The organism is Pseudomonas sp. BNK-44-b (assembly GCF_047456245.1).
Classification (GTDB): Bacteria; Pseudomonadota; Gammaproteobacteria; order Pseudomonadales; family Pseudomonadaceae; genus Aquipseudomonas; species Aquipseudomonas machongensis.
Window position 1 is genome coordinate 281,884 of sequence record NZ_CP179908.1, and the last position, 25,467, is coordinate 307,350.

At 63.5% G+C, this 25,467-nt stretch carries 21 protein-coding genes; 7 read left to right on the top strand and 14 right to left on the bottom strand.

All coding sequences use genetic code 11. From position 1 onward, the window contains the following. The first annotated feature begins 154 nt into the window (after positions 1 to 154). Entirely contained in the window at positions 155 to 508 is a 354-nt protein-coding gene (locus ACMGGG_RS01385; protein ID WP_063542739.1) for a BON domain-containing protein, read from the top strand. A 96-nt stretch (positions 509 to 604) separates the two neighbouring features. On the opposite strand, the gene ACMGGG_RS01390 is transcribed toward ACMGGG_RS01385, so the two are convergent. From ACMGGG_RS01390 to dksA, 13 genes are all read right to left on the bottom strand, one after another. Continuing rightward, positions 605 to 3,541, bottom strand: coding sequence for a DUF748 domain-containing protein (locus ACMGGG_RS01390; RefSeq protein WP_414154746.1), 2,937 nt, complete (start codon positions 3,539 to 3,541; stop codon positions 605 to 607). Between the two features lie 76 nt (positions 3,542 to 3,617). Beyond that, positions 3,618 to 4,487 carry an oxygenase MpaB family protein gene (locus tag ACMGGG_RS01395; protein WP_414154747.1) on the bottom strand — a complete coding sequence of 290 codons (870 nt, stop codon included), beginning with the start codon at positions 4,485 to 4,487 and terminating at the stop codon, positions 3,618 to 3,620. A gap of 30 nt (positions 4,488 to 4,517) precedes the next feature. Continuing rightward, positions 4,518 to 6,452 (bottom strand): acetate--CoA ligase, encoded by a 1,935-nt coding sequence (gene acs, locus ACMGGG_RS01400; protein ID WP_153774507.1) that lies wholly within the window; start codon positions 6,450 to 6,452, stop codon positions 4,518 to 4,520. A gap of 122 nt (positions 6,453 to 6,574) precedes the next feature. After that, positions 6,575 to 8,239, bottom strand: a complete 1,665-nt coding sequence (gene pgi, locus ACMGGG_RS01405) for a glucose-6-phosphate isomerase (RefSeq protein ID WP_112897274.1) — start codon at positions 8,237 to 8,239, stop codon at positions 6,575 to 6,577. Positions 8,240 to 8,439: 200 nt separating this feature from the next. After that, positions 8,440 to 9,303, bottom strand: coding sequence for a pantoate--beta-alanine ligase (gene panC, locus ACMGGG_RS01410; RefSeq protein WP_054892602.1), 864 nt, complete (start codon positions 9,301 to 9,303; stop codon positions 8,440 to 8,442). Further along, positions 9,300 to 10,100 (bottom strand): 3-methyl-2-oxobutanoate hydroxymethyltransferase, encoded by an 801-nt coding sequence (gene panB, locus ACMGGG_RS01415; protein WP_063542751.1) that lies wholly within the window; start codon positions 10,098 to 10,100, stop codon positions 9,300 to 9,302. The genes panC and panB overlap by 4 nt, the downstream gene beginning before the upstream one ends. A 250-nt stretch (positions 10,101 to 10,350) precedes the next feature. Continuing rightward, positions 10,351 to 10,830 carry a 2-amino-4-hydroxy-6-hydroxymethyldihydropteridine diphosphokinase gene (gene folK, locus ACMGGG_RS01420; RefSeq protein ID WP_063542753.1) on the bottom strand — a complete coding sequence of 160 codons (480 nt, stop codon included), beginning with the start codon at positions 10,828 to 10,830 and terminating at the stop codon, positions 10,351 to 10,353. 2 nt (positions 10,831 to 10,832) lie between these two features. Then, entirely contained in the window at positions 10,833 to 12,224 is a 1,392-nt protein-coding gene (locus tag ACMGGG_RS01425) for a polynucleotide adenylyltransferase PcnB (RefSeq protein ID WP_065861593.1), read from the bottom strand. A 755-nt stretch (positions 12,225 to 12,979) separates the two neighbouring features. Continuing rightward, positions 12,980 to 14,431: a sigma-54-dependent transcriptional regulator gene (locus ACMGGG_RS01430; protein ID WP_414154748.1), complete on the bottom strand. Its 1,452-nt coding sequence runs from the start codon at positions 14,429 to 14,431 to the stop codon at positions 12,980 to 12,982. A gap of 4 nt (positions 14,432 to 14,435) precedes the next feature. Continuing rightward, complete coding sequence (locus ACMGGG_RS01435) at positions 14,436 to 17,411, bottom strand: sensor histidine kinase (RefSeq protein WP_162714346.1); 2,976 nt, start codon at positions 17,409 to 17,411, stop codon at positions 14,436 to 14,438. Then, positions 17,395 to 17,571 carry a hypothetical protein gene (locus tag ACMGGG_RS01440; RefSeq protein WP_003250005.1) on the bottom strand — a complete coding sequence of 59 codons (177 nt, stop codon included), beginning with the start codon at positions 17,569 to 17,571 and terminating at the stop codon, positions 17,395 to 17,397. The genes ACMGGG_RS01435 and ACMGGG_RS01440 overlap by 17 nt, the downstream gene beginning before the upstream one ends. Positions 17,572 to 17,728: 157 nt before the next feature. Beyond that, complete coding sequence (gene gluQRS, locus ACMGGG_RS01445; RefSeq protein ID WP_414154749.1) at positions 17,729 to 18,616, bottom strand: tRNA glutamyl-Q(34) synthetase GluQRS; 888 nt, start codon at positions 18,614 to 18,616, stop codon at positions 17,729 to 17,731. A 63-nt stretch (positions 18,617 to 18,679) separates the two neighbouring features. Further along, positions 18,680 to 19,126 (bottom strand): RNA polymerase-binding protein DksA, encoded by a 447-nt coding sequence (gene dksA / locus ACMGGG_RS01450; RefSeq protein ID WP_063542764.1) that lies wholly within the window; start codon positions 19,124 to 19,126, stop codon positions 18,680 to 18,682. 210 nt (positions 19,127 to 19,336) lie between these two features. On the opposite strand from dksA, the gene ACMGGG_RS01455 reads away from it, so the two are divergent. Then, complete coding sequence (locus ACMGGG_RS01455) at positions 19,337 to 20,509, top strand: pyridoxal phosphate-dependent aminotransferase (protein ID WP_054892594.1); 1,173 nt, start codon at positions 19,337 to 19,339, stop codon at positions 20,507 to 20,509. Next, the gene (gene sfsA, locus ACMGGG_RS01460; RefSeq protein WP_054892593.1) at positions 20,509 to 21,222 is read left to right on the top strand and encodes a DNA/RNA nuclease SfsA; all 714 of its coding nucleotides are present in this window, start codon (positions 20,509 to 20,511) and stop codon (positions 21,220 to 21,222) included. The genes ACMGGG_RS01455 and sfsA overlap by 1 nt, the downstream gene beginning before the upstream one ends. Here sfsA and ACMGGG_RS01465 read toward each other — a convergent pair. Beyond that, positions 21,212 to 21,529: a Rieske (2Fe-2S) protein gene (locus tag ACMGGG_RS01465; protein ID WP_065861599.1), complete on the bottom strand. Its 318-nt coding sequence runs from the start codon at positions 21,527 to 21,529 to the stop codon at positions 21,212 to 21,214. The two genes, sfsA and ACMGGG_RS01465, sit on opposite strands and share 11 nt — an antisense overlap. Before the next feature lie 149 nt (positions 21,530 to 21,678). Here ACMGGG_RS01465 and ACMGGG_RS01470 point away from each other — a divergent pair, with 149 nt between their 5' ends. Genes ACMGGG_RS01470 through ACMGGG_RS01485 form a run of 4 tightly spaced genes read left to right on the top strand, consistent with a single transcriptional unit; the run spans position 21,679 to position 25,273 of the window. Then, positions 21,679 to 22,563: a heme/hemin ABC transporter substrate-binding protein gene (locus ACMGGG_RS01470; protein ID WP_414154750.1), complete on the top strand. Its 885-nt coding sequence runs from the start codon at positions 21,679 to 21,681 to the stop codon at positions 22,561 to 22,563. Positions 22,564 to 22,613: 50 nt separating this feature from the next. Continuing rightward, entirely contained in the window at positions 22,614 to 23,597 is a 984-nt protein-coding gene (locus ACMGGG_RS01475) for a FecCD family ABC transporter permease (protein ID WP_162714446.1), read from the top strand. Then, positions 23,597 to 24,364 carry a heme ABC transporter ATP-binding protein gene (locus tag ACMGGG_RS01480; RefSeq protein ID WP_414154751.1) on the top strand — a complete coding sequence of 256 codons (768 nt, stop codon included), beginning with the start codon at positions 23,597 to 23,599 and terminating at the stop codon, positions 24,362 to 24,364. The genes ACMGGG_RS01475 and ACMGGG_RS01480 overlap by 1 nt, the downstream gene beginning before the upstream one ends. Positions 24,365 to 24,373: 9 nt before the next feature. Next, complete coding sequence (locus tag ACMGGG_RS01485) at positions 24,374 to 25,273, top strand: ChaN family lipoprotein (protein ID WP_112897279.1); 900 nt, start codon at positions 24,374 to 24,376, stop codon at positions 25,271 to 25,273. Positions 25,274 to 25,467: the final 194 nt, after the last annotated feature.

Here is a 25,467-nt window from a genome sequence, read left to right on the forward strand (position 1 = left end):
ATTGCACGACTCTCCTGACAAGTGAAATGCCGTAACTCTTTGTTTTTAAAGGAATCAAGCGAAGCGGAAAAACTGGCACAGCCCCTGCAACTACCTTCATACCTGCAGCCAGGAACCTCGGCGCAGATCTTTCGAATAAACAGGAGTGACCCACATGAAGAAGTTTGCCATTGCTGCCGCTACTGCTACCGCCCTGACTCTGTCGATGGCTAACGGCGCATTCGCCGCAGAGGCTACCCAAGCTCCAGTGATGCTGGCTTCCAACCAACCGGTGGCCGACGCCAAGCAAGAAACCTCGGACACCTGGATCACCACCAAGGTCAAGGCTGATCTGCTGACCGAAAAAGGCATCCCAGGCAGCGATATCAAAGTTGAAACCAGCCACGGTGTTGTCTCCCTTTCTTCCGATGTCAAAGTAACCGAATCGCAGAAGAAAGAAGCGGTGCGCATCACCCAGAACGTTAAAGGCGTGAAAAGCGTGACCGCTGAAGCGCTGAAAGCTGAATAAGGATTGTCCCGTCGGTCAGAAGGATCTGGCCACCCAAAGAGAAAGCCCCGGCATCTGCCGGGGCTTTCTCTTTGCGCGTCTGAAATCGTTCAGGGATTACTCTGCGTCCAGATGCATCGGGGTGATCACTCGCCCGTCGCTTTCGGCCTGCCCCAGGGTGGTGTCGATGAAGTACACCCGGTCATCCTCCAGCTTGCCCTTGTCTACCAGGTAGTCCTTGATGCTGCTCGCCCGGTCTTGGCCGAGGTTGCGCAGCAAGGCCGCGCTTTCGGCCCAGGATTTGAGCACCGCCTCGCGCAGCTTGGTGGTGCGCTCTTCGCGGCTGAGCTTTTCCCATTCCGCAGGTGGCTGCTGCTTGAGACGGGTGCGGTAGATGCCCTCGAGCATGGCCGGCTTGTCGCTGTCGTCGACTACCAGCATCGAGGCATTGGCCGGTACCTTGTCACCTCGCCGCTGCAGAATCTTGTACCAGGTCGCCTGGTATTCGCGTTCCAGACGCTGTTGGGCGATCAATGGACCGTCGCTGCTCTGTGCGCTGGTACCTTCGATCTCCAGGCGCAGTTCCGGCCGCTGTTGCAGGGCCGAGGCCAGCTTGTCCAGGGCCGACTGGGCCTCGCTGCTGAGATCGCTGGAGCCGGGAGCGAAGGATACGTTGCCCAGATCTTCCGAACCGCCACCGGCAATCAATCCGCCGATGAACTTGAACGGCGCCTGCGCCGCACGCAGCACCAGGTTGCGCAGGGTCTGCCAGACGATCGGCATGACGCTGAACTGCGGGTTGTTGAGATCGCCCGTGACAGGCAGCTCGATGGAGATCTTGCCCTCGGTATCCTTGAGTAACGCGACAGCGAGGCGAATAGGCAGGTCGACGGCATCGGGGCTGTCGACTTTTTCACCCAGTTGCAGTTGCTCGACCACGACCTTGTTCTCGGCCTTGAGCTGGCCTTTGGTGATCACATAGTGCAGGTCGAGATTCAGGCGTCCCTTGCGGATGCGGAACCCGGCGAACTTGCCGGAGTAGGGCGTCAGGGTGGTCAGTTCGACGCGCTTGAAGCTGGTGGCGATGTCGAGGCTGGCCATCGGGTCGAACGGATTCAATGCGCCCTTGATGGTCACCGGCGCGTAGCGATCGACCTTGCCTTTGACGTCCACTTTCGCCGGGAGCGGCTTGCGGTTGTCGATGGTGCCGATCTGGCCGTTCAACTGCTGCACGGCGGTGGCGAAGTTGGGCGTCAATGTCAGGTCGGCGAAGTTGGCCGAGCCATCGTTGATATCGATCTGGCCGATTCGGATGCCCAGTGGCTTTTCATTGCTGGCTGTGGCCGGTTTCGCTTGGCTGGCGGCTGGTGCGTCAGCAGGTTGCGGGATGAGAAGGTCGTCGACACTGGTGGTGCGGTCTTCGTTGATGATGAAGCGCGCGTAGGGCTGCAACAGGGTGACCTTGTCGATCGACAGGGCATCGCCGTGCACATAGGACAGCCCATCGACGTTCACCTGCTGCCATTTCACGAAGTCGCGCCCTTTGATCGTGTCGAGGGTGTGCAACTGGTTGACCTGGGCCTTGCCCGCCACGCTGAAGGCCAGTGGCTCGGTGCCCTTGAGGTCGACCTTGAGATCGCTGGCGAGCATGCCGCTGCGCAGCTCCAGGCGAATGAACGGGCTGATGTAGGCCTGGGCTACGCGCAGGTCGATGTCGCGGGTACTGACGTCCAGCTTGGCGGTGACCGGTGCCAGGTTGACCTGGCCGGCAGCCTGCAGCTTGCCTTGGCGGCCCACGCCGGTGTCGAGCTTGAGCGTGAAGGGCGACTTGTTGAGGCTGTCAAAGCCTTGCATGTCCAGGTTGAGCGGCCCGACATCGAGTGCCACGGGCTCTTTCTGGCTGCGGTCGGCCAGGTGAATCATGTAGTTGCGTGCCTGAACATCCTTGAGCAGAACCTGCCAGGGTTTGCTGGGCTGCTTGGCGGCGTTTTCCTCGGGGGGCGGCGCTGCGGTGGCGGGCTCGGCCTTTTCCTTGGGGGTGGCTTTGGCGGGCTGACTGGCGAAGAGTTTCTGCCAGTCGAGCTGGCCGTCACGTTCGAGGGCCGCCCAGGTTTCGAGTTTTTCGCTGCGGATCTTGCCGACGGTCACCAGCTGCTTGGCCAGGTCGATGGAGGTTTCGCTGACCTCAAGGCTGGCCAGGCGCGCCAGCGGGCGTCCATCGGGCGCCTTGATGGCGAAGGGCGCGACGCGCACGGAGGCGTTATCGAGCAGCAGCTCGGTTTCCTTGGACAGGTTCAGTTTGTAGTGGGTATCGAGGCTGAGCACGCCGTCTTCCAGCACCAGCGGTACAGCATCACGTACGTAGGGCCAGAACAGCTTCATCTTGCTGTCGGTGATCTTCAGCGTGCCTTCGGAGGTGATGGGCGACAGGCTCAGGTTGCCGCTCCAGTCGATACGCCCGCCATTGGGGCCGTTGGCGACCAGCGTCATGTCGGCGCTGTCGTCCGGCAAGGTGCTGAGGTTCTTCAGTTCGAGGTTCATCGAGTCGTAGAGGAACTCGATGGGTTCGCTCGGGCGCAGGTCCTGGAAGTGCAGATAGCCTTCGTTGAGCTTGATGCTGGCGATGCGCAGCGGGAACGGATCGCTCGGCGGCTCGTCCGGTTTCGGCTCGCTCGGCGGCAGCTTGAACAGCTGACTGAGGTTGAGGCTGCCGTCCTTGGCGAACAGCAGCTCGGTGCGCGGCTTGTCCAGCTCTACCGCGTCCAGGTGCAGGGCGCCGCTCCATAGGCTGTCGAGGGAGAGGTTGGCGTAGAGGCGTTCGAAGGCCACCTGCTCCTTGCCCGGCTCGCCGATCTGCAGGCCCCACAACGTCAGCTCAAGGCTGAACGGGTTGAACTCGATACGCTGCAGGTGCGCCGGCATGGTGGCGTACTGCGCCAGTTGCTGGTTGGCGATGCGCAGGCCCACACCGGGAAGAATGAAGAAGCCAAGCAGGCTGTACAGGGCCACGATGGCCAGCAAGGCGCCAATGGCGCGATTCAATCCTTTGGGCATGTGCGGCGTCGTCTGTCTCGAGCGGAGGTGCTTGGAGTATGGCACGTCAAATCAGTTCCGATACATCGGAGAACTCTCAGGGCAAGCCCATCCGCCGCCGGGCGCGGTGCGCCGAACCGTCGCGCATGGCCCAGCGCAACACGGGCGCTGTACGCTCCACGCCCAGGCGCACCATGCGGCGCTGCAGGGGGCCTTGGTGCAGACCGAGCAGGGCGCTGGCCCAATCGGGCAGCAAGTCGATGCCCGCGTGCAGCATCAGCTTGCCGACGGGCTCTGCCAGCCGGCTGGGCGCCGGGGCTTCGAGCAGTATGCCGACCACCTCCAGGCTGCGGGCATCGCAGTGCAGTTGTGGGCGCATGTGCTGTAGGTAGTCGTCCACCTGACGACATGAACGCGGGACGTCTCGGGCGCCCAGGCGCTCGGCGATCAAGGCGATCTCGTCGTAGTAGGCATCCTGGTCAGCCACTGACAGCCGTGGGTTGCAGTAGCGCAGGTGGGCGGCGAGAAAACTGCTGACCTCCGCCACGTGCACCCAGGTCAGCAGGTCCGGGTCGCTGGCCGCGTAATGGCGTCCGTCGGGAGCGGTACCGACCACCTTGAGGTGGATGCTGCGGACCTTGTCGATCAACCATTCGGCATCTCGCTTCGAGCCGAAGGTCGTACCGGAGATGAACTGACTGGTGCGGCGCAGCCGGCCGAGCAGGTCTTCGCGAAAATTCGAGTGATCCCAGACCCCGGCCAGTGCCAGTGGATGCAGCAGTTGCAGCATCAATGCGCTGATGCCGCCGATCAGCATGCTGGGGAAATCACCATGTACTTGCCAGCTGACGCTTTGCGGGCCGAACAGGCCCGGGTCACCCTTGGGGGACTCCAGGTCGAGCTGGCCGAGGGCCAGCCCGGTGAGGCTCATGACCTGGGTTTCGATGCGGCGACGTAAGGCTTCCATGGCGACCTGTACTGGCCGCCTGGCGGCCGTCTAGTGGTTGAGGCGTGTGTCGATGAGACCCTGGACCACGCTGGGGTCTGCGAGGGTCGAGGTATCGCCGAGGTTGTCCAGTTCGTTGCAGGCGATCTTGCGCAGTATACGCCGCATGATCTTGCCCGAGCGGGTCTTGGGCAAGGCCGGTGCCCACTGGATCAGCTCGGGTTTGGCGAAGCTGCCGATCTCCTTGCTGACCAGCGCCAGCAGCTCGGCCTTGAGCGCATCGTCCGCGGTGATGCCATTCATCGTGGTGACGAAGGCATACACGCCCTGGCCCTTGAGGTCGTGGGGGTAGCCGACCACCGCAGCTTCGGCGACCTTGTCGTGCAGGACTAGCGCACTCTCTACCTCGGCGGTGCCGATGCGATGGCCGGATACGTTGATCACATCGTCGATACGCCCGGTGATCCAGTAGTCGCCGTCAGCATCGCGGCGTGCGCCATCGCCGGTGAAGTAGTAGCCGGGCATGGGTTTGAAGTAGGTGTCGACCATACGCTGGTGATCACCATAGACGCTACGGATCTGCCCTGGCCAACTGGCCTTGATCGCCAGCAGGCCGGCACCAGGGCCTTCGATCGGTTTGCCTTTTTCGTCCAGCAGCACCGGTTGTACACCGAACATCGGTTGCGTGGCACAGCCGGGCTTCAGCCGTGGTGTGCCGGGCAGAGGGGTGAGCATGATGCCGCCGGTCTCGGTCTGCCACCAGGTGTCGACGATGGGGCAGCGCTTTTGCCCCACGGCTTCGAAATACCATTCCCAGGCTTCAGGGTTGATCGGCTCGCCGACGCTGCCGAGCAGCCGCAGGCTCTTGCGCGAGGTACCCTGCAACGGTGCGTTGCCTTCGCGCATCAAGGCGCGCAGGGCCGTGGGCGCGGTGTAGAAGATGTTCACCTGATGCTTGTCGACCACCTGCCAGAAACGCGAGATATCCGGGTAGTTGGGCACGCCTTCGAACATCAGCGAGATGGCACCGTTGGCCAGCGGGCCATAGACGATGTAGCTGTGGCCAGTGACCCAGCCGACGTCGGCGGTGCACCAGAAGACTTCGCCGTCGCGGTAGTCGAACACCACCTTGAACGTCATCGTTGCCTGCAACAGGTAGCCCGCCGTGCTGTGCAGCACGCCCTTGGGTTTGCCAGTGCTGCCTGAGGTGTAGAGGATGAACAACGGGTCTTCGGCGGCCATCGGTTCGGGGGCGCAGTCGTCGCCGGCGTGCTCGGTGGCTTCGTGGTACCAGAGGTCGCGTCCTTCGCTCCAGGCCACATCGCCCCCGGTGCGCTTGACCACCAGCACACTGCTGACATCCGGGCAATTGGCCAGGGCTTTGTCGACGTTCTGCTTGAGCGGGATACGCTTGCCGCCGCGCACGCCCTCGTCGGCAGTGATCACCGTGCGGCAGTCGGCATCGAGGATGCGGTCGCGCAGGGCATCGGGGGAGAAACCGCCGAACACCACCGAGTGAATGGCGCCGATCCGCGTGCAGGCGAGCATGGCGTAGGCGGCTTCGGGGATCATCGGCATGTAGATGCAGACCCGGTCGCCTTTCTTCACGCCGCGGGCCTTCAGGGCGTTGGCCAGGCGGCAGACCTCGCGATGCAGCTCGCGGTAGGTGATCGGTCTGGCGTCTTTCGGGTCGTCGCCTTCCCAGAGCAGGGCGGTCTGGTCGCCACGTTTGTCGAGATGGCGGTCGATGCAGTTGTAACTGACGTTGAGCTGGGCGCCATCGAACCAGCGTGCGGTGCCGGTCTTGAGGTCGCACTGTTGCACGCTCGACCAGGGCTTGATCCAGTCCAGGCGTTTGGCCTGCTCGGCCCAGAAGGTATCGGGGTCGTCCACCGACTGGCGGTAGAGGCGGCGGTAATCTGCGTCGGAGAGTTCGGCGGCCTGGCTGACAGACAGGGCCTGGGGGTAGTCGCGGATATCGAACATGGCGGGTGGTCCTGCTCTTGTCGGAGGGACTTCAACGGCTATTCGATGGACAGTGTAGCTGGAACTGTTGTTCAACCTGTGCTGGCCTCTTCGCGGGCGAGCCCGCGAATTCAGCGTTCAGGTCAACCGCGGTGACGCCCGCGGAAGTAGTTGATCAGCCCTTGGGTCGAGCCATCTTCGGCGCTGTCTTCCAGGCTGCCGACCAGACGCTGGTAGACGCCCTTGCCCAGCTCCTTGCCCAGCTCCACGCCCCACTGGTCGAAGGCGTTGATGCCCCAGACCACGCTCTGCACGAAGACCTTGTGCTCGTACATCGCCACCAGCGCGCCGAGGCGGCGTGGGCTGATGCGCTCGACCACCAGGGTGTTGCTCGGACGGTTGCCCGGAATCACCTTGTGCGGTGCCAGCTTTTCGATATCTGCTTCGTTCAGGCCTTTGGCGCGCAGCTCGGTCTCGGCTTCCTCGCGAGTCTTGCCCAGCATCAGCGCCTGGCTCTGCGACAGGCAGTTGGCATACAGCCACTGGTGATGGTCGGCCACCGGGTTGAAGCTCACCACCGGCACGATGAAGTCGGCCGGAATCATCTGGGTGCCTTGATGCAACAACTGGTGATAGGCGTGCTGACCGTTGCAGCCAACGCCACCCCAGATCACCGGGCCGGTCTCGGTTTTCACCGGGGAACCGTCGGTCAATACGCTCTTGCCGTTGGACTCCATGTCCAGCTGTTGCAGGTGTTTGGTGATGTTACGCAGGTAGTGATCATACGGCAGGATCGCGTGGCTGCTGGCATTCCAGAAGTTGCCGTACCAAACGCCGAGCAGGGCCAGCAGGACTGGCATGTTCTTTTCGAACGGCGCGGTCTGGAAATGCTGGTCCATGGTATAGGCGCCGGACAGCAGTTCCTTGAAGTTGGCAGTACCGATGGCCAGGGCGATCGGCAGGCCAATGGCCGACCACAGCGAATAGCGCCCGCCCACCCAATCCCACATCGGGAAGATGTTTTCTTCACGAATGCCGAAGGCCACGGCGGCGGCCTTGTTGCTGGAGACTGCGATGAAGTGGCGATAGAGCTCGGCTTCCGAGCCGCCCTGGGCCAGGTACCAGGTGCGTGCCGCCATGGCGTTCTTCAGGGTTTCGAGGGTGTTGAACGACTTCGACGAAACGATGAACAGGGTGGTTTCGGCGCGCAGGTTGGCTGACAGTTCGTGGAACTCGCTGCCGTCGATGTTGGCCAGGTAGTGGCAGCGAACGCCGCGCTGGGCGTAGGGCAACAGGGCCTCGGAAACCAGTTCGGGGCCGAGGAAGGAGCCGCCGATGCCGATGTTGACCACGTCGGTGATCGGCTTTTCGCTGTAGCCGCGCCATAGGCCGTCGTGGATGCGGCCGACCAGTTCGGTGATCTGGTTGAGAACCTTGTGCACTTCGGGCATCACGTTGACGCCGCCCACGCTGAGCTTGTCGCCAACCGGGCGGCGCAGGGCGGTGTGCAGTACCGGACGGCCTTCGGAGCCGTTGATGATCTCGCCGCTGAACATCGACTTGATCGCATCAGCCAGGCCGACTTCCTGGGCCAGTTCGACCAGCAGTTCGCGGGTCTTTTCGTTGATCAGGTTCTTCGAGTAATCGAGAAAAAGGCCGCAGCTGCTGAGCGAGAATTGCTCGAAGCGCTTGGGGTCGGCTGCGAAGGCGTCGCGCATGCTGAATCCCTGCATGGCATCGCGGTGCTGCTGGAGCGCCTGCCAGGCGGGCAGGGCCGTCACATCGTGGGGAGTGCGGTAATACGCCATTGCGGATGGTTTCCTTGGGGCATGGTCAGGCTTTGACACTGGCAGTCTTTGCCAGTTGCAGGAGAGGCCCATTATAGGCATTGGTCAGGCGGCGGGAATGGTCAGGGGCAGGAGGAGGATGAAATTTTTGCGGGGTTTCGGGACAGGGTAGGGCAGTTGCGGCCTCCTCGCACGTAGTGCTGCGAAGAGGCCGGTCTGGATTACGCCGAAGGCTCGTCCAGATGCAGGTAGAGGTTGTCGATCAACCGCGTGCTCCCCTGATACGCCGCCCCCAGAATCACCAGGTCGCGATCGTCCGGCTGCGCAGGCTTCAGGGTCAGTGCATGACGCACTTCCAGGTAGTCCGGGCGGAACCCGGCCGCCACCAGTTTGGCCTGGCCCTCGTCGAGCAATGCCGCGAAGTCGCGTCGCCCGCGACGAATACCTTCGGCCAGTTGGCCCAGCGCCTGGTACAGCGCAGGTGCCGCAGCGCGTTGCTCAGCGTTGAGATAACCGTTGCGCGAAGACAGCGCCAATCCGTCTTCAGCCCGCACGGTCGGCTCACCGATGATCTGGATTGGCATGTTCAGGTCACGCACCATGGCGCGGATGACCGCCAACTGCTGGTAGTCTTTCTCGCCAAACACGGCCAGATCCGGCTGGACCATGTTGAACAGCTTGCTGACCACCGTCGCCACACCCTCGAAGTGCCCGGGGCGGCTGGCGCCGCACAGGCCTTCGGACAGTTGTGGCACGCTCACCCGCGTCTGCACGGTCATGCCGTCGGGGTACATTTCTTCGACCGTGGGCGCGAACAGCAGATGGCAACCGGCCTGCAACAGGGTTTCCTGGTCGGCGGCGAGGGTGCGTGGGTATTTGTCGAGGTCTTCGCCTGCGCCGAACTGCAGCGGGTTGACGAAGATGCTGGCTACCACGAAGTCGGCGCGCTGGGCGGCCTTGGTCACCAGCGCGGCATGGCCGCTGTGCAGGTTGCCCATGGTCGGGACGAAGGCGATACGCTTGCCTTCGCCGCGGGCGCGCGCTACGGCGGCGCGCAGTTCGCGGACAGTCTTGACGGTATTCATGCGCTGAACCCGTGCTCAGGTGCTGGGAAACTCACGTCCTTGACCTGCTTGACGTAGGCCGCCAGGGCGCTCTGGATATCGGGCTGGCCAGCCATGAAGTTCTTCACGAATTTCGGCACGCGACCGCTGAGCGACAGGCCCAGCATGTCGTGCAGCACCAGTACCTGACCGTCGGTACCACTGCCGGCACCGATACCGATTACTGGAATGCTCACCGCCTGGGAAATCTCCGTGGCCAGCTCGCTGGGCACGCATTCGAGCAGCAGCATGGCGGCGCCAGCCTGCTCGAGGGCGATGGCATCGGCGCGCATCTGTTGCGCCTGGCCTTCCTGGCGCCCCTGGACCTTGTAACCACCGAGCACGTTGACGGTCTGCGGGGTCAGGCCCATGTGCGCGCACACCGGCACGCCGCGGTCGGCCAGCAGACGGATGGTTTCGGCCAGCCAGGCGGCACCTTCGACCTTGATCATGTGCGCACCGGCGCGCATCAGCTTGGCGCAGTTGGCGAACGACTGCTCGAGCGTGGCATGGGCCATGAAGGGCAGGTCGGCCAGGATCAGCGCACCGTCGTTGCCGCGTTTGACGCAGGCGGTGTGGTAGGCCATGTCGTCGGTGGTGACGGGCAGGGTGCTGTCATGGCCCTGCAGGACCATGCCGAGCGAATCGCCAACCAGCAGCACCTCGACGCCGGCCTGGCTGGCGGCCTTGGCGAAGGTAGCGTCGTAGCAGGTCAGCATGGTGATTTTCTCACCCTTGGCCTTCAGGCCATGCAGGGTGGTCAGGGTTACTTCAGGCATGTAGCGAAATCCTCGTTCAGGCGCTGTGAAAAACGACTGCGTACAACGCGTGTATTCATCTTCCGGAGCGGCACATCATCGTGCGTGATGTTCGGTCACAGGGCTGTCCGGGCCTAAATGGGTGTGATGCGGCATACGGGCGCCGCGGGACGCCTATAGTCGTGAGCGATGGGGGGGAAGTCAATCACCCTGTTACCGCATTGTTACGATCAGGGTGTTACTGGCGTTACCGATGGCTGAAACGCCCGGATTACAAGCGTTCCAGCCCGACGAACGGGCAGTCCTGGAGCAGTTGCGCGAGGCTGCGGCCGTCTGCCAGATGGAAGTCGTCAGGGACCAGTTCGGCCAGTGGATAAAGGACGAAGGGGCGGGCATGCAGGTGGTAATGCGGCACTTTCAGGCGTGGCACATCGATGAGCTGATCGCCGAACAGCAGTACATCCAGGTCGAGTGTGCGCGGGCCCCAGCGCTCCTTGCGCACCCGACCCTGGTCGTTCTCGATACCCTGCAGGGCATCGAGCAACGCCAACGGTGCCAGGTCGGTGTCGAGGGCAGCGACCGCATTGGTGTAGCGCGGCTGGCCGGGCAGCAGGGAGTCACTGGTGTACAACGCCGAAGTGGCCACCAGGCGCGTCCCGGCGATCTGATCCAGCGCCTGGAGGGCGCTGCGCAGTTGCTCGGCGGGGGCGTCGAGATTGCTGCCCAGGCCAATATAGGCGCGTACCGGCATATTCAGTCGAAGGCCTCGTCGCCACCGCCGCTCTTGCGCTTGCTGTTGCTGCGCTTGCGTTTGCGCGGGGCTGGCCCCGAGCCTTCGTCACGGCTACCCAGCTCGCGGATCATGTCGCGGCGTTCGCTGTCGTGGGCGTCCTGGTAGTCGGTCCACCATTGGCCCAGATCATCGGTTTCCTCGCCGGCACTTTCGCGCAGCAGCAGGAAGTCGTAGCCGGCGCGGAAGCGCGGGTTGTCCAGCAGCATGTCGGCACGTTTGCCGCTGCGCCGCGGCAGGCGTTCCTGCATGTCCCAGATTTCGCGGATCGGCAGGGTGAAGCGCTTGGGAATAGCAATGCGCTGGCACTGTTCGGCGATCAGGTCGTGGGCGGCTTCGTTCATCGCCGGAATCGGCGGTACGCCCTGGCTCTGCAGGTACAGTGCGCGTGCCGGCAGGGCAGGCCACAGCAGTGCGGCGAACAGGAAGGCCGGGGTCACCGGTTTGCCCTGCTTGACGCGCAGGTCGGTGTTGGCCAGAGCCTGGCTGATCAGGGTGTGTGTGTAGGTCGGGCGTTCATCCAGGGCATGGGCGCTGGCCGGGAACAGGGGCTCGAACAGGTCCAGGTCGACCAGCATCTCGAAGGCGATTGCCCCCTGGCCGGACAGGAACAGCTTGAGCACTTCCTCGAACAGGCGCGCCGGCGGGATTTCGCGCAGCAGCTTGGCCAGTTCGCGGATTGGCTGGACGGTGTGCTTCTCGATGCCGAAGTCGAGCTTGGCGGCGAAACGCACCGCGCGCAGCATGCGCACCGGGTCTTCCTGGTAGCGGTGGGTCGGGTTGCCGATCAGGCGCAGCAGGCGGTTGCGAATGTCGTGGACGCCATTGGCATAGTCCAGGATGCGCTCGCTGACCGGATCGTAGTACAGGGCGTTGATGGTGAAGTCGCGACGCTGGGCGTCGTCTTCGAGGGTGCCGTAGACGTTGTCGCGCAGGATTCGCCCGTTGGCGTTGTGCGACGAACGGTGGCTGTCACCCTGGTCATCTTCGCTGTGATGGGCGCGGAAGGTGGCGACTTCGATGATTTCGCGGCCGAAATGGATGTGGACCAACTTGAAGCGCCGGCCAATGATCCTGGCATTGCGAAATTCGGCACGCACCTGTTCGGGCGTGGCGCTGGTGGCGACGTCAAAATCCTTGGGGGTGATGCCCAGCAGGAGGTCGCGCACGCAGCCGCCGACCAGGTAGGCCTGGTAGCCGGCGCCCTGCAGGCGCTCGACGATGCTCACGGCGTGGCGGCTGAACTGGCTGCGCTGCAGCGAGTGCTGGCTCTTGTTGATCACTTCAGGCGTGGTGCGCCTGTGGTGCTGACCACTGATGGGAGGACGGAACGACTGGAACAGCTTCTTCAGCATGGGATGCACTGTTTGAAGGAATGTTCGGCCAAGACTAGGAGAATGGCCGCATGATGGCGGGGGATTCTAGCATTTACTGGCGGAATGGTGTAGGCGGTGCCGAAAGGCGATTAAGGCGGGGAGAAACGACATGGGGAGCCTAAGCTCCCCATCAAGTCGTTGCGTGCTCTTATTGTTTTTTTATCGGGCTTCTTGTTTTTGTTGAGTGCCCTGTCCACACAGCTTGAAGCGTGTGGACGACCCCAAATCAAGGGGTGAAGAGCAAACGGATTGCTTTGGTCGCTGATGCTATGCTGATCAATCGATCCAACCAGTTCAGGCGCTGCTTTAGTGCAGTTTTTGTTGTTCTCTGCCTGGTTGTGGGGCAAGCCCCAAACACAACTCCTCTCCAAAAGAATCAGTTAGCTGCGCCTCCGCCGTCTTGTTCTTGTTATGCGTGAGCCGTTTCGTCTTGTTCTTATTCTGAGTAGCAGTGCTTGTTATTGTTCTTGTACGAAAGATATAGCAGGTGGCGTGCCAACTTTTTCAAATCCAATGAAATCAAGGGGTTGCGGATTTTCGGTCAGCCCGAAAGGCGGGGGAATGTAGAAATTTCGTTACCGTATGCCTCGGTTTGTTACGTCGCGGGCGGCTGAGGTAACAGATTTTTCATGGTAACCGGTGTTACCGCCTGATGAGGGGGCAGGTGTCATCGGGGGCTGGCCCCTGAATGCAAAGCGCCGACCCAGGGTCGGCGCTATAGAGCTGTGGAGGTATCAGTTTTCGCTGGCGACGTTGCTCTTGCGCCGCGGAATCCCCAGGCGCTGGCGACGCTCCCACAGGCACTTGCGGCTCACACCCAGCTTGCGGGCCAGCTCCGTCTCGGTCATGTGGTCCTGGTGTTCGAGGACGAAGTGCTGGAAGTAATCCTCCAGCGACAGGTCTTCCGTCGGCTCGTGGCTGGCGTTGTTACCACCGACACCTCCGACCACCGGCAGGCTGTCGAGGAGGTCGTCGTCCTCCAGGCCGCTCAGTTCGATGTCGATGCCCAGCAGGTCGGCGGATATTTCCGGGCTTTCACTGAGAATGACCGCGCGCTCGACGGCATTCTCCAGCTCACGGACGTTACCCGGCCAGCTGTAATGGCGGATGGCTTGCTCGGCATCGCTGGAGAAATGCAGGTCGTCACGGCCGATGCGTGCGCTCTGTCGGGCGAGGAAGGCGTTGGCAATCTCGTTGACGTCGCTACCGCGCTCGCGCAAGGCGGGCAGTTTCAGGGCGATGACGTGCAGACGGTAATAAAGGTCTTCGCGGAACTGGCCGGACTTGGCCAGGTTCTTCAGGTCACGGTGGGTCGCGGCGATCAGGCGCACATCGACCTTTTGCGACTGTACCGAGCCGACCCGGCGGATCTCGCCTTCCTGCAGCACACGCAGCAGTCGAGCCTGGGCCTCCAACGGCAATTCACCGATCTCGTCCAGGAACAGGGTCCCGCCGTCCGCTGCCTCGACCAGGCCGGCACGGCCAGCGCTGGCGCCGGTGAAGGCGCCTTTCTCATGGCCGAACAGCTCGGATTCGATCAGCGTTTCCGGGATGGCCGCGCAGTTCACCGAGATCATCGGTGCCTTGGCGCGTCGCGAGAGGTTGTGCAAGGCACGGGCGACCAGCTCCTTGCCGGTACCGGACTCGCCCTGGATCAGGACATTGGAGTCGGTAGGGGCGACCTTGCGGATCTTGCTGTACAGGTCCTGCATAGGGGGGCAGGAGCCAATGATGCCGATCTCGCCGTTGGCCGAGGCGCCGGTCTGCTTTTCAGCCCCTGGTGCTTTGCCGTTGCTGCGCACGTCTGCCGTGGCCGCAGTGGCGACCGGGGCATTCTGCCGGTCGCGCAGGATGCGCGCGACAGCCTGGAGCATCTCGTCATGGTCGAAAGGCTTGGCGATGTAGTCCACCGCACCCATTTTCATCGAGTCGACCGCCGAGCGCAGGCTGGCGTAGCTGGTCATGATCAGCACCGGCGTGCCCTGGCCGAGCTTGATCAGCTCGGTGCCCGGTGCCCCGGGCAGGCGCAGGTCACTGACGATCAGGTCGAAGGTGGCAATGCTGAAGCGTTCCTGGGCTTCCTGCACCGAGCCGGCTTCGCTGACCTGGTACTGGTTTCGCTCGAGCAGACGACGCAGGGCCGAACGGATGATGGTTTCGTCTTCGACGATCAGAATGTGCGGCATTGATTCAATTCTCTCGACGGTCTCGAATTTCAGGGGACGTCGCTACGACATGCCGGGGCAGGGTCACGCGGATCCGTGTGCCACGTTGCCGATCGAGATCGGCCGGGCTGTCGATGGTGATTTGCCCATAATGCTCTTCCACGATGGAATAGACCAGAGCGAGCCCCAGTCCGGTTCCCTCGCCAGGGTCCTTGGTGGTGAAGAAGGGCTCGAACAGGCGATCCATGATGTTCTTCGGAATACCGCTGCCCTCGTCTTCGACGATAAGGTCGACGGTATGCTCGCTCGCTTCGCTGCGCACACGCACGGCGCTGCCGGGTGGCGAGGCGTCGCGGGCGTTGGACAGCAGGTTGATCAGCACCTGGGCCAGGCGTTGCGGGTCACCTTCGGCCCAGTGGTCCGGGTCGCAAAGATTGAAGAACTGTACTTCGAAATTGCGCCGATTCAACGCCAGCAGACCGATGGCATCCTGCGCGACCTCGGCCAGCGACACGGGCTCTTCGGTATTCTGGTGGCTGCCACCGGCGTGGGCGAAGCTCATCAGCGACTGGACGATGCGCGAGACACGCTTGGTCTGTTCGAGGATCTGGCTCGACAGTTCGATGATCTCGCCGTCGCCTTCGCGTTCCTCGCGCAGGTTCTGCGCCAGGCAAGCGATGCCGGTGATCGGGTTGCCGATCTCGTGAGCCACGCCCGCAGCCAGGCGGCCGATACTGGCCAGGCGCTCGGAGTGCACCAGCTTCTCTTCCAGGGCCTGGGTCTCGGTGAGGTCTTCGACAAGCAGCACCAGGCCGCTGTTACCCGGGGCCAGCGGCTCGTCGATGGCCGCCTTGTGCAGGTTGAGCCAGCGTGGCTGGCCATCGAGGGCCAGGCGTTGCTTGTGCAGGTGCTCGTCGGGAAGGTCGATGAAGCCTTGCAGCAACCCGCGCCAAGGTTCGGCGATGGTCACCAGGCGCGAACCGACCACGTGCTTGGCGGCGATGCCGGTCAGCTCCTCCATGGCCCGGTTCCACATCAGGATTTCCTGGTCCTTGGCCAGCGAGCAGACACCCATGGGCAATTCCTGCAGCGTCTGCCGGTGGTAGCGACGCAGCGCATCGAGCTCGGCGGCAAGGCCGGTCAGGCGCGAGTGGTAGTCCTCGAGACGGCTTTCGATGAAGTGAATGTCTTCGGTGACGTAGTTCTCGTTACCGGACTTGTAGGGCAGGAAAGTCTCGACCATGTCCTGGGCTACGCTGGGGCCCATCAGCCCCGAGAGGTTGGCCTCGATGCGGTCACGCAGGCGACGCAGGGCGTAGGGGCGGCGTTCGTCGAAGGGCAGGTAGAGGTCACGCAGGGCCTGCTCGACTTCTTTTTGCGCGGCCTTGGCGCCCAGTGGCTTGGCCAGTTGGGTAGCGAACTCCTGGGGTGAGGCCGCATGCAGTTCGCGACGTTGCGGGCGGCGCACATTGTCCACTGCGCAGGCCTCGGCGGCGCTGACCTCCTCGCTGCTGGCATTGGTGAACAGCGAGATCAGGGTGAACAGCAGCACGTTGGCCGCCAGCGAGGCGATGGCCGCCATGTGCCAGCTGGTGTCGTCCAGCACGTAGATCATGTTCAGCAGCGGGATGTAGAAGCCCTGCACATTGCCCAGCAGCGGCAGCAGCATGGTGACCATCCACACCAGTGTGCCGGCCAGCAGGCCGGCGATGAAGCCGCGTCGATTGGCGGTTGGCCAGTACAGTACCGAAAGTACGCCCGGCAGGAACTGCAGCGTGGCGACGAAGGCGACGATGCCCAGGTTGGCCAGGCTCTGGTGGGTATTCTGGGTCAGGTAGAAGACGAAGCCTGCGGTGATGATCGCGACGATCAGCGCGCGGCGCGTCCATTTCAGCCAGCGATAGATGTTGCCCTCGGCAGGGGGCTGGTAGAGCGGCAGCACCAGGTGGTTGAGGGCCATGCCCGAGAGTGCCAGGGTGGTGACGATGATCAGGCCGCTGGCCGCTGACAGACCGCCGACGTAGGCGAGCAAGGCCAGTGCCTCGTTGTTGGCGGCGATGCCCAGGCCCAGGGTGAAGTATTCCGGGTTGGTGCTGGCACCCAGGCGCAGGCCAGCCCATAGCACCAGCGGCACCGCCAGGCTCATCAGCAGCAGGAACAGCGGCAGGCCCCAGCTGGCGCTGACCAGCGAGCGCGGGCTGAGGTTCTCGGTGAAGGCCATGTGGTACATGTGCGGCATGACGATCGCCGAGGCGAAGAACACCAGCAGCAGCGTGCGCCATGGTCCCTCCTGCAACGGCGTGTGCAGCGCGGCCAGTGCCGTCTGGTTCTGCAGCAGCCAGACTTCCAGCTCGTGCGGCCCACCGAACACCCCATACAAGGCGTACAGGCCGATGCCGCCCAGGGCCAGCAGCTTGATCACCGACTCGAAGGCGATGGCGAACACAAGGCCTTCGTGCTTCTCGCGGGTGGCGATATGGCGTGAGCCGAAGAAAATGGTGAAGAGAATGATCAGCACGCAGAAGGCGAAGGCCACGCGCGCCTTGACCGGCTCGCCGGTCAGGATGCTGATGGAATCGGCCACCGCCTGGATCTGCAGGGCCAGCAACGGCAATACGCCGATCAGCATGATCACCGTGGTCAGGGCACCGGCCCAGGTGCTGCGGAAACGGAACGCCAGCAGGTCGGCCAGTGAGGAGAGCTGGTAGGTGCGGGTGATCTTGAGAATCGGGTAGAGCAGCACCGGTGCCAGCAGGAAGGCGCCGGACACGCCCAGGTAACAGGCGAGGAAGCCGTAGCCGTACTGGTAGGCCAGGCCTACCGAACCATAGAACGCCCAGGCACTGGCATAGACGCCCAGCGACAGGGTGTAGGTCAGGGGGTGGCGGATGACCGAGCGCGGGATCAACCCGCGTTCGCTGACCCAGGCCACGCCGAACAGCACCAGCAGGTAGGCGGCGCTGATCAGGATCATCTGGGTAAGGCTAAAGCTCATCGGCATCTCGTTGGCTCTGCAGGATGAAGGTGACGACGATCAGGATCAGCCAGAGCAGATACGGGCGGTACCAGGCTCCGGTCGGTTCGATCCACCAGTCCATGATGGCCGGGGAGAACAGATAGATCCCCACGACCAGAAGCAGGACCAAGCGATAGATATACATGCGGGCCTCGATGGCAGGGCGCTGCGGATTTGAGCTTCTTATTATTGGCGCAAATGGCCGGGGCGATGCTAGCGGGATTCTGGGGTGTTCGCCAAGAGTTTGAATTTCTTGGGGTTTTGAATCGTGCAGAGTTTGCCTCGCGAGAGGGCCGGCCGCGTCAGCGCAGATCTGCTTCCGGCACCGTCAACCGCCGCGCAATCCCCTCAGGTTTCCACTGCCTGCGCGCCACCGCCAGTACCTCTGCCGCACTGGCGCCTTCCAGCGCCGGGTCACTTGCCTGCCCCAGTGCCCGTAACGCGCGCAGCAGCAACGGTGTAGCCTGGTCCGCCTGCAGCGGTGGTGAACGGTACGATTTGCCCAGCTTGTGTCCATCAGGCTGCACGATCAGCGGAATGTGCAGGTAGCGCGGTTGCGAGAACCCCAGTAGTTCCTGCAGGTACAGCTGGCGCGGGGTGTTGTCGAGCAGATCGGCGCCGCGCACGATGTCGGTCACGCCTTGCCAGGCATCGTCCAGCACCACTGCCAGTTGATAGGCATACAGCCCGTCGCGGCGCTGGATGACGAAATCCCCCACCTCGCGTCCAAGGTGCTGCTGGTATTCCCCCTGTACGCGGTCGTTGAAGCGGTAGAGCAGTTCGGGTACCCGAATACGGATGGCGGCATTTTCGCGGGCATGGCCAGCGTTGCGGCAGAAACCGGGATAGATGCCGCCATACCCTTCCAACTGCTTGCGCGAACAGGTGCAGGCGTAGGCCAGGCCCATGCTGAACAGGCGATTGACCACTGTGGCGTAGGCCTCATGACGCTGGCTCTGGAACACCACTTCGCCATCCCACTCCAGGCCGTAGCGTTCGAGGGTCTGCAGGATGGCGTCACGGGCACCGGGCATTTCCCGGGGCGGATCGGTGTCCTCCATGCGCAGCAGCCAGCGCCCATCGACGGCGCGGGCATCGAGCCAGGAGGCGAGGGCGGCGACCAGCGAGCCGAAATGCAGGAAGCCACTGGGGGTGGGGGCGAATCGCCCGATATAGCGGGAGTCGTTCATGGATGTGCTGGGCATATAAATGAAACGGGGCGCTCGATGCGCCCCGTTCGAAGGGAAGAAGGATCAGCCTTTGCCGACCGTCTTTTCCTTTTTCTCGGCAATTTCCTTGCAGTCGAAGCACAGGTCTGCGGTGGGACGGGCTTCCAGTCGGCGCAGGCCGATCTCGATGCCACAGGAGTCGCACCAGCCGTATTCTTCGTCCACGATCTTCTGCAAGGTCTTGTCGATCTTCTTGATCAGCTTGCGTTCACGGTCGCGGTTACGCAGCTCCAGAGCGAACTCTTCTTCCTGGCTCGCGCGGTCCGCAGGGTCCGGGAAGTTGGCGGCTTCGTCCTTCATATGGCTCACGGTCTGATCGACACTGGTCATCAGCTCGAGCTTCCATGCGCCCAGTAGCTTGGTGAAGTGATTGCGCATGGGTTCGCCCATGTACTCTTCACCCTTGGTTTCCTTATAGGGCTCGACACCGTACATGGTCTGATTGGTTTTCTGCTTTTCTACGGTGGACATGAATAGACCGCCTCTCACTCATCTGATCCAATGCGCAGGATGCTCCATCTCCGGCGACCGCCGGCCCTGCGACTGCGAGCCGCCGAACTTACCAGATAGATCGGGGGTGCGCTACCCCGCCCGATCCGAAGTATTGACAGCAGCCCGCGTCGCCCGTTCGGTGTTTCTCGACAGTAGAATCACCAGTTTAGACTCAATTGAGAGAAGGTCATGGCCCACTCCTACAGTGCGCGCAGCCGCGCCATCGAACCCTTCCATGTCATGGCGCTGCTGGCGCGTGCCAACGAGCTGCAGGCGGCTGGCCATGATGTGATCCACCTGGAGATCGGCGAGCCGGACTTCACCACGGCCGCGCCGATCGTCGAAGCCGGGCAGGCCGCGCTCGCGGCAGGGCACACCCGCTACACTGCCGCCCGTGGCCTGCCTGCGTTGCGCGAGGCGATCGCAGGTTTCTACGGCCAGCGTTATGGCCTGGCGGTGGATCCCGAGCGCATCCTCGTGACGCCTGGAGGTTCCGGCGCTCTGCTGCTGGCCAGCAGCCTGCTGGTGGATCCGGGCAAGCACTGGCTGCTGGCCGACCCAGGCTACCCGTGCAACCGCCATTTCCTGCGCCTGGTCGAAGGTGGCGCGCAACTGGTACCGGTGGGGCCGGAGGTGAATTACCAGCTCACCGCCGACCTGGTCGAGCGGCACTGGGACAAGGATACCGTGGGTGCGCTGGTGGCTTCGCCCGCCAACCCGACCGGCACCGTGCTCGACCGTGAGGCCCTGGCCAGCTTGTCCCGGGCCACCCGTGAGCATCATGGGCACCTGGTGGTGGACGAGATCTACCATGGCCTGACCTACGGCATGGACGCGCCGAGCGTGCTGGAGGTGGATGACGACGCCTTCGTCCTGAATAGTTTTTCCAAGTATTTCGGCATGACCGGCTGGCGTCTCGGCTGGCTGGTGGCGCCGCCTTCGGCCGTGGCTGACCTGGAAAAGCTGGCGCAGAACCTCTACATCAGCGCGCCGAGCATGGCCCAGCATGCTGCGCTGGCGTGCTTCGAGCCTGGCACCCTGGCCATTTTCGAAGAACGCCGCGCCGAGTTCGCCCGGCGCCGCGACTACCTGCTGCCCGCCTTGCGCGAGCTCGGTTTCGGCATCGCCGTGGAGCCGCAGGGCGCCTTCTATCTATATGCCGACATCAGTGCTTTCGGCGGCGATGCCTTCGCCTTCTGCCGCCATTTCCTGGAAACCGAGCACCTGGCCTTTACGCCAGGGCTGGACTTCGGCCGTCACCAGGCTGGGCATCACGTACGCTTTGCCTACACCCAGAGCCTGGCGCGCCTGGAAGAAGCGGTGCAGCGCATCGCCCGTGGCCTGCGGAGCTGGCAACCCTGATGCTGTTTTTTCCCGAACTCGAACAGGCGCGTCTGCTGCGCCGCTACAAGCGCTTCCTGGCCGACATCGAGCTGGCCAATGGCGAACAGATGACCATCCACTGCCCGAATACCGGCTCGATGCTCAATTGCATGCGCGACGGCGGGCAGGTCTGGTTCAGTCGTTCCAACGACCCCAAGCGCAAGCTGCCGGGCACCTGGGAGATCAGCGAAACGCCCCAGGGGCGCATGGCCTGCGTCAATACCGGCAGGGCCAATGCCTTGGTCGAGGAAGCCCTGCGCGCGGGTGTGATCACCGAGTTGGCCGGGTTCACCGCGCTCAAGCGTGAGGTGGCCTATGGCGAAGAGCGCAGTCGCGTGGATTTTCGCCTGGAGTTCGCCGATGGCCCGGCTTATGTCGAGGTCAAGAGTGTGACCCTGGGCTATCCCGATACGGCGGTGGCGGCCTTTCCTGACGCGGTGACCCAACGCGGTGCCAAGCACCTGCGCGAGCTCGCTGCACTGGCCCGCCAGGGTGTTCGCGCCGTGCAGTTGTACTGCGTCAACCTCACCGGCATCGAGGCGGTACGCCCGGCCGAAGAGATCGACCCCGGCTATGCCCAGGCACTGCGCGATGCGGTGGCCGATGGTGTCGAGGTGCTGGCCTATGGGGCACGCCTTGACGCCGAGCAGATCGTCATCGATCGCCGCCTGCCGGTATTGCTCAATCCTTGAGCCAGATGCCCTGGCTGTCTTCGTGGCAGTCCAGGGCCTGCAACGACTCGCCCTCGCAGGGGCCCGACACGCATTCGCCGGACTCGATCAGGAACAGCGCGCCATGGTGGGCGCAATGAATCAGGCTGGCGCTGTCATCGAGAAAACTGTCCGGTGCCCAGTTCAGGGTGATGCCGCGGTGCGGGCAGTAGTTGCGGTACAGGTACACCCGGCCCTGGCGGCGCACGCCGAACAGCGTTTCACCGGCTACGCTGAAGGCGCGGCTGCGGCCTTCTGCGAGGGCTTGGGAGGAGCAGAGGAAATGCATTGCAGACAAGACTCTTGAAACCAATGGTGGCTTGACGCTTCAATGCGAATAATTATCAAATTGCCCGCATCCACTGCGCCAGCCCGTCCATGGTGCGCAGTTCCGTCAGGTGCCACAAGGTGTCTGGCCGCCTTCTGCAAAGGAACCCGATGATGCGTCGTCCTGTTGCCCTGATCGCCTTGTGCGCCGGTCTTGTCCTTTCTTCCCCGTTGCTGGCCGCCGACTTGCCGCAGCGCTGGGTCAGCGCCGGGGGCGCGCTGAGCGAATGGATCAGCGCCCTGGGCGGCGAGGCGCGTCTGGTCGGCGTCGACACAACCAGCCAGCATCCGCAGTCGCTCAAGGCCCTGCCGAGCATCGGCTATCAACGTCAACTGTCGGCCGAGGGTATCCTCAGCCTGCGTCCGGATGTGCTGGTCGGCACCGAGGAGATGGGGCCGCCGCCGGTGCTGGCGCAGGTGCGCGGGGCTGGTGTGCGTGTCGAGTTGTTCTCCAGCGAGGCTGACTTGGCGGCAGTGGACAAGAATCTTCAGCACCTGGGCGAGTTGCTCGGTGCGCAGCATAAAGCCAGTGAGCTGAGCAACCGCTACCACCAGCAGCTCGATGCGCTTCAGGCGAAGATCAAGCGGGCCCAGGCCGGTCAGAAGGCTCCAGGCGTGTTGCTGCTGGTCGGACATGCCGGGGCCAAGCCGTTGATCGCGGGGCAGGGCACTTCAGGCGACTGGCTGTTGCGCCAGGCTGGTGCGCGCAACCTGGCGGATCACCAGGGTTACAAGAACTTCTCCGTCGAAGCGCTGGCAGCGCTGGATCCGGACGTCGTGGTGTTTTCCGATCGGGCACTGGACGGCGAGCAGGCGCTCAAGGCCCTGCTGAAGGAAAACCCGGCGTTGGCCGCTTCGCGTGCGGTGCGCGACAAGCGCCTGGTGTCACTCGATCCGACGCTGCTGGTCGGTGGCCTCGGTCCGCGGCTGCCGGCCACCTTGCATGAGCTGGCTGGCACCTTCTATCCCGCAGCCAAGGTCAGCCTCAGCCAATGAAGCAGCGGGTCCAGCCGCGTACGCTGTTTATCGGTCTGACATTCCTGTGCCTGCTGGCGGTGTGGCTGTCGCTGGCGCTGGGGCCGGTCAGCCTGCCGCTGGGCGATATCCTGCGCGCCGGATTGCGGCTGCTGGGGATGCCCGTCGAGCGGGCGGGTCTTGAGCAAGCTGAGCTGATTCTCGGGCAGATCCGCTTGCCGCGCACGCTCCTGGGGCTGGCCGTCGGTGCGGTGCTGGCGCTGTCCGGGGTCGCCATGCAGGGGTTATTTCGCAACCCGTTGGCGGATCCTGGCCTGGTCGGGGTTGCCAGCGGCGCGGCGCTCGGCGCCGCCGTGGCCATTGTCGGCGGTGCCTGGCTGGGTGGCATACCGGAGTGGTTCGCACCCTACCTGCTGTCGCTTTGTGCCTTCATCGGCGGGCTTGGTGTTACGGCATTGGTCTATCGCCTGGGGCGGCGCAATGGGCAAACCGACGTGGCTACCATGCTGCTGGCCGGTATCGCCATGACCGCCCTCGGCGGCTCGGCGGTCGGGTTGTTCACCTACCTGGCCGACGACGCCACCTTGCGCACTTTGACGTTCTGGAACCTGGGCAGCCTCAACGGCGCCAGCTATCAGCGCCTGTGGCCACTGCTGCTGGTGGCTCTGGGGGTAACCTTGTGGCTGCCGCGTCGGGCGCAGGCGTTGAACGCGTTGTTGCTAGGTGAGTCCGAAGCGCGTCACCTGGGCATCGATGTAGAAGGGCTCAAGCGCGAACTGGTGTTCTGCACTGCCCTGGGTGTTGGCGCGGCAGTGGCGGCAGCGGGCCTGATCGGCTTCATTGGCCTGGTGGTTCCGCACCTGGTGCGTCTGGTTGCGGGGCCTGATCATCGCGTGCTGTTGCCCGCGTCGTTGCTGGCGGGCGGTACGCTGCTGCTGTTCGCTGATCTGGTGGCACGCTTGGCGTTGGCCCCCGCGGAGCTGCCGATCGGGATCGTGACGGCCTTCATTGGTGCTCCGTTCTTCCTGTTCCTGCTGGTCAGGAGGGGGCGCTGATGCTCGAGGTCAAAGACTTGTCGCTCAAGCGCGGCAGCACCGAGGTGCTGCACGGTATCGACCTGCATCTCAGACCTGGGCAGGTCCTGGGTGTGCTCGGCCCCAACGGGGCGGGCAAGAGCAGCTTGCTGGGGGCATTGTGTGGCGAGCTGGCGCCGAGCCAGGGGCAAGTCCTGCTGCAAGGGCGGGCGTTGGCACACTGGCCGGGGCAGGAGCGCGCGCGACGTCTGGCGGTGTTGCCGCAGGTGTCCAGCCTGGGCTTTGCCTTCAGTGTCGAAGAAGTGGTGGGCCTGGGCCGGTTGCCCCACGGTAGTGGCCAGCAGCGCGACCGGGAGATCGTCGAGGCGGCACTGAAGGCGGCCGATGCCTGGCACCTGGTCGAACGCAGTTACCTCGCGTTGTCCGGCGGCGAGCGTCAGCGTGTTCATCTGGCCCGGGTGCTGGCGCAGTTGTGGCCAGGGGAGAAGGGGGCGACGCTGCTGCTGGATGAGCCGACCTCGGCCCTCGATCCGTTGCACCAGCACACCACGTTGCAGGCGGTGCGCAGTTTTGCCGACCGCGGTGCGGCAGTGCTGGTGATCCTGCACGACCTGAACCTTGCCGCGCGCTACTGTGACGCTATTCTGCTGCTGGAACAGGGGCGCAGCCACGCGCTCGATACACCGGCCCGGGTGCTGACTCCGCAGGCGCTCAAGGCGGTCTTCGGTATCGATGTGCTCGTGCAGCCCCATCCGGAGCGTGGCCACCCGCTGATCATCACCCGCTAGGAGCCCTCGATGCGCTATGCCTTGCTGTTCGGCCTGTCGATGAGCGTGTTCTTGACGATTTCGGGTTGCCAGGTACATCGACCTGCATTGCCAGAGTTGCCAGCCTGGCAGAGTAGCCAAGGGCTGGAAGAGCCAGCGCTCGGTCAGATACAGGCATTGCCCAGTGGGCGTGTCCTGGCGCCCGATGAGCTGGTTCAGGCATTGAGCGATGTGCCGCGAATACTGGTCGGGGAAAAACACGACAACCCCGATCACCATGCGCTGCAGCGATGGCTGCTGCAGGCTTTGCAGACCGCCAGGCCGCAAGGCAGCGTGGTGCTGGAGATGCTCCAGCCTGCCCAGCAGCCGCTGATCGACAAGGTGCAGCGTCAGGCGCAGCTTCCGAGCGATTTGCCCGCAGCACTGGACTGGCAGCAGGGTTGGGATTGGCAGATGTACGCGCCGATCGTGCGCGAGGCCCTGAAAGGCCCTGGGGTTTTGTTGGCTGGCGACCTGAGCCCCGAGGCAATGCGTGAGGCCTATCGCCGACAGCCCGTGCTGAGCGGCGTGCGTTCGAATGCCCCGCAGGTGAAGGCTGCCTTGCTGGAGCAAGTGCGCGAAGGCCATTGCGGATTGCTGCCGGAAAGCCAGTTGCCGGCCATGCTGGTCATCCAGCAGCAAAGGGACCGACACATGGCCGAGCGTCTGCTCGCGGCACCGCAGCCTGCACTCTTGCTGGCCGGCGCCTACCACGCGCGCAAGGACTTGGGTGTGCCGTTGCATTTGATCGATCTGCAGGCGCAAGGCGATACCCGTGTGCTGTTGCTGGCCGAAGTCGGGCAGAAGGTCGAGGCAGGGATGGCGGACTACGTGTGGTACACCGCGGCACTGCCTGAACAGGATTACTGTGGCCAGTTGCGCGGCGGGTAGTCATCACGCGCCGCTCAGGATATTTGCCTGCAAACCTGCAGGCAAAAAAAGACCCGGCAAATTGCCGGGTCAATAACCGTGATTAGCCTGATGAGGAGATAATCTGAGAGTCCGAACCAGGGGCTTTCAGTTTATCCAACCAGCCTCGCGACCAGTTGTGATAATCATAACGATTCTCATTTAGAGGTCAATAC

Coding starts and splice junctions, on each gene's coding strand:
- acs (WP_153774507.1), bottom strand. CDS start 6,452: ATGTTCGATATCCGCGACTACCCCCAGGCCCTGTCTGTCAGCCAGGCC.
- sfsA (WP_054892593.1), top strand. CDS start 20,509: ATGCTGTTTTTTCCCGAACTCGAACAGGCGCGTCTGCTGCGCCGCTAC.
- panB (WP_063542751.1), bottom strand. CDS start 10,100: ATGCCTGAAGTAACCCTGACCACCCTGCATGGCCTGAAGGCCAAGGGT.
- ACMGGG_RS01430 (WP_414154748.1), bottom strand. CDS start 14,431: ATGCCGCACATTCTGATCGTCGAAGACGAAACCATCATCCGTTCGGCC.
- ACMGGG_RS01425 (WP_065861593.1), bottom strand. CDS start 12,224: ATGCTGAAGAAGCTGTTCCAGTCGTTCCGTCCTCCCATCAGTGGTCAG.
- gluQRS (WP_414154749.1), bottom strand. CDS start 18,616: ATGAACGACTCCCGCTATATCGGGCGATTCGCCCCCACCCCCAGTGGC.
- ACMGGG_RS01440 (WP_003250005.1), bottom strand. CDS start 17,571: ATGTATATCTATCGCTTGGTCCTGCTTCTGGTCGTGGGGATCTATCTG.
- ACMGGG_RS01480 (WP_414154751.1), top strand. CDS start 23,597: ATGCTCGAGGTCAAAGACTTGTCGCTCAAGCGCGGCAGCACCGAGGTG.
- ACMGGG_RS01395 (WP_414154747.1), bottom strand. CDS start 4,487: ATGGAAGCCTTACGTCGCCGCATCGAAACCCAGGTCATGAGCCTCACC.
- ACMGGG_RS01455 (WP_054892594.1), top strand. CDS start 19,337: ATGGCCCACTCCTACAGTGCGCGCAGCCGCGCCATCGAACCCTTCCAT.
- ACMGGG_RS01465 (WP_065861599.1), bottom strand. CDS start 21,529: ATGCATTTCCTCTGCTCCTCCCAAGCCCTCGCAGAAGGCCGCAGCCGC.
- folK (WP_063542753.1), bottom strand. CDS start 10,830: ATGCCGGTACGCGCCTATATTGGCCTGGGCAGCAATCTCGACGCCCCC.
- dksA (WP_063542764.1), bottom strand. CDS start 19,126: ATGTCCACCGTAGAAAAGCAGAAAACCAATCAGACCATGTACGGTGTC.
- pgi (WP_112897274.1), bottom strand. CDS start 8,239: ATGGCGTATTACCGCACTCCCCACGATGTGACGGCCCTGCCCGCCTGG.
- ACMGGG_RS01485 (WP_112897279.1), top strand. CDS start 24,374: ATGCGCTATGCCTTGCTGTTCGGCCTGTCGATGAGCGTGTTCTTGACG.
- ACMGGG_RS01385 (WP_063542739.1), top strand. CDS start 155: ATGAAGAAGTTTGCCATTGCTGCCGCTACTGCTACCGCCCTGACTCTG.
- ACMGGG_RS01470 (WP_414154750.1), top strand. CDS start 21,679: ATGATGCGTCGTCCTGTTGCCCTGATCGCCTTGTGCGCCGGTCTTGTC.
- ACMGGG_RS01390 (WP_414154746.1), bottom strand. CDS start 3,541: ATGCCCAAAGGATTGAATCGCGCCATTGGCGCCTTGCTGGCCATCGTG.
- panC (WP_054892602.1), bottom strand. CDS start 9,303: ATGAATACCGTCAAGACTGTCCGCGAACTGCGCGCCGCCGTAGCGCGC.
- ACMGGG_RS01435 (WP_162714346.1), bottom strand. CDS start 17,411: ATGCCGATGAGCTTTAGCCTTACCCAGATGATCCTGATCAGCGCCGCC.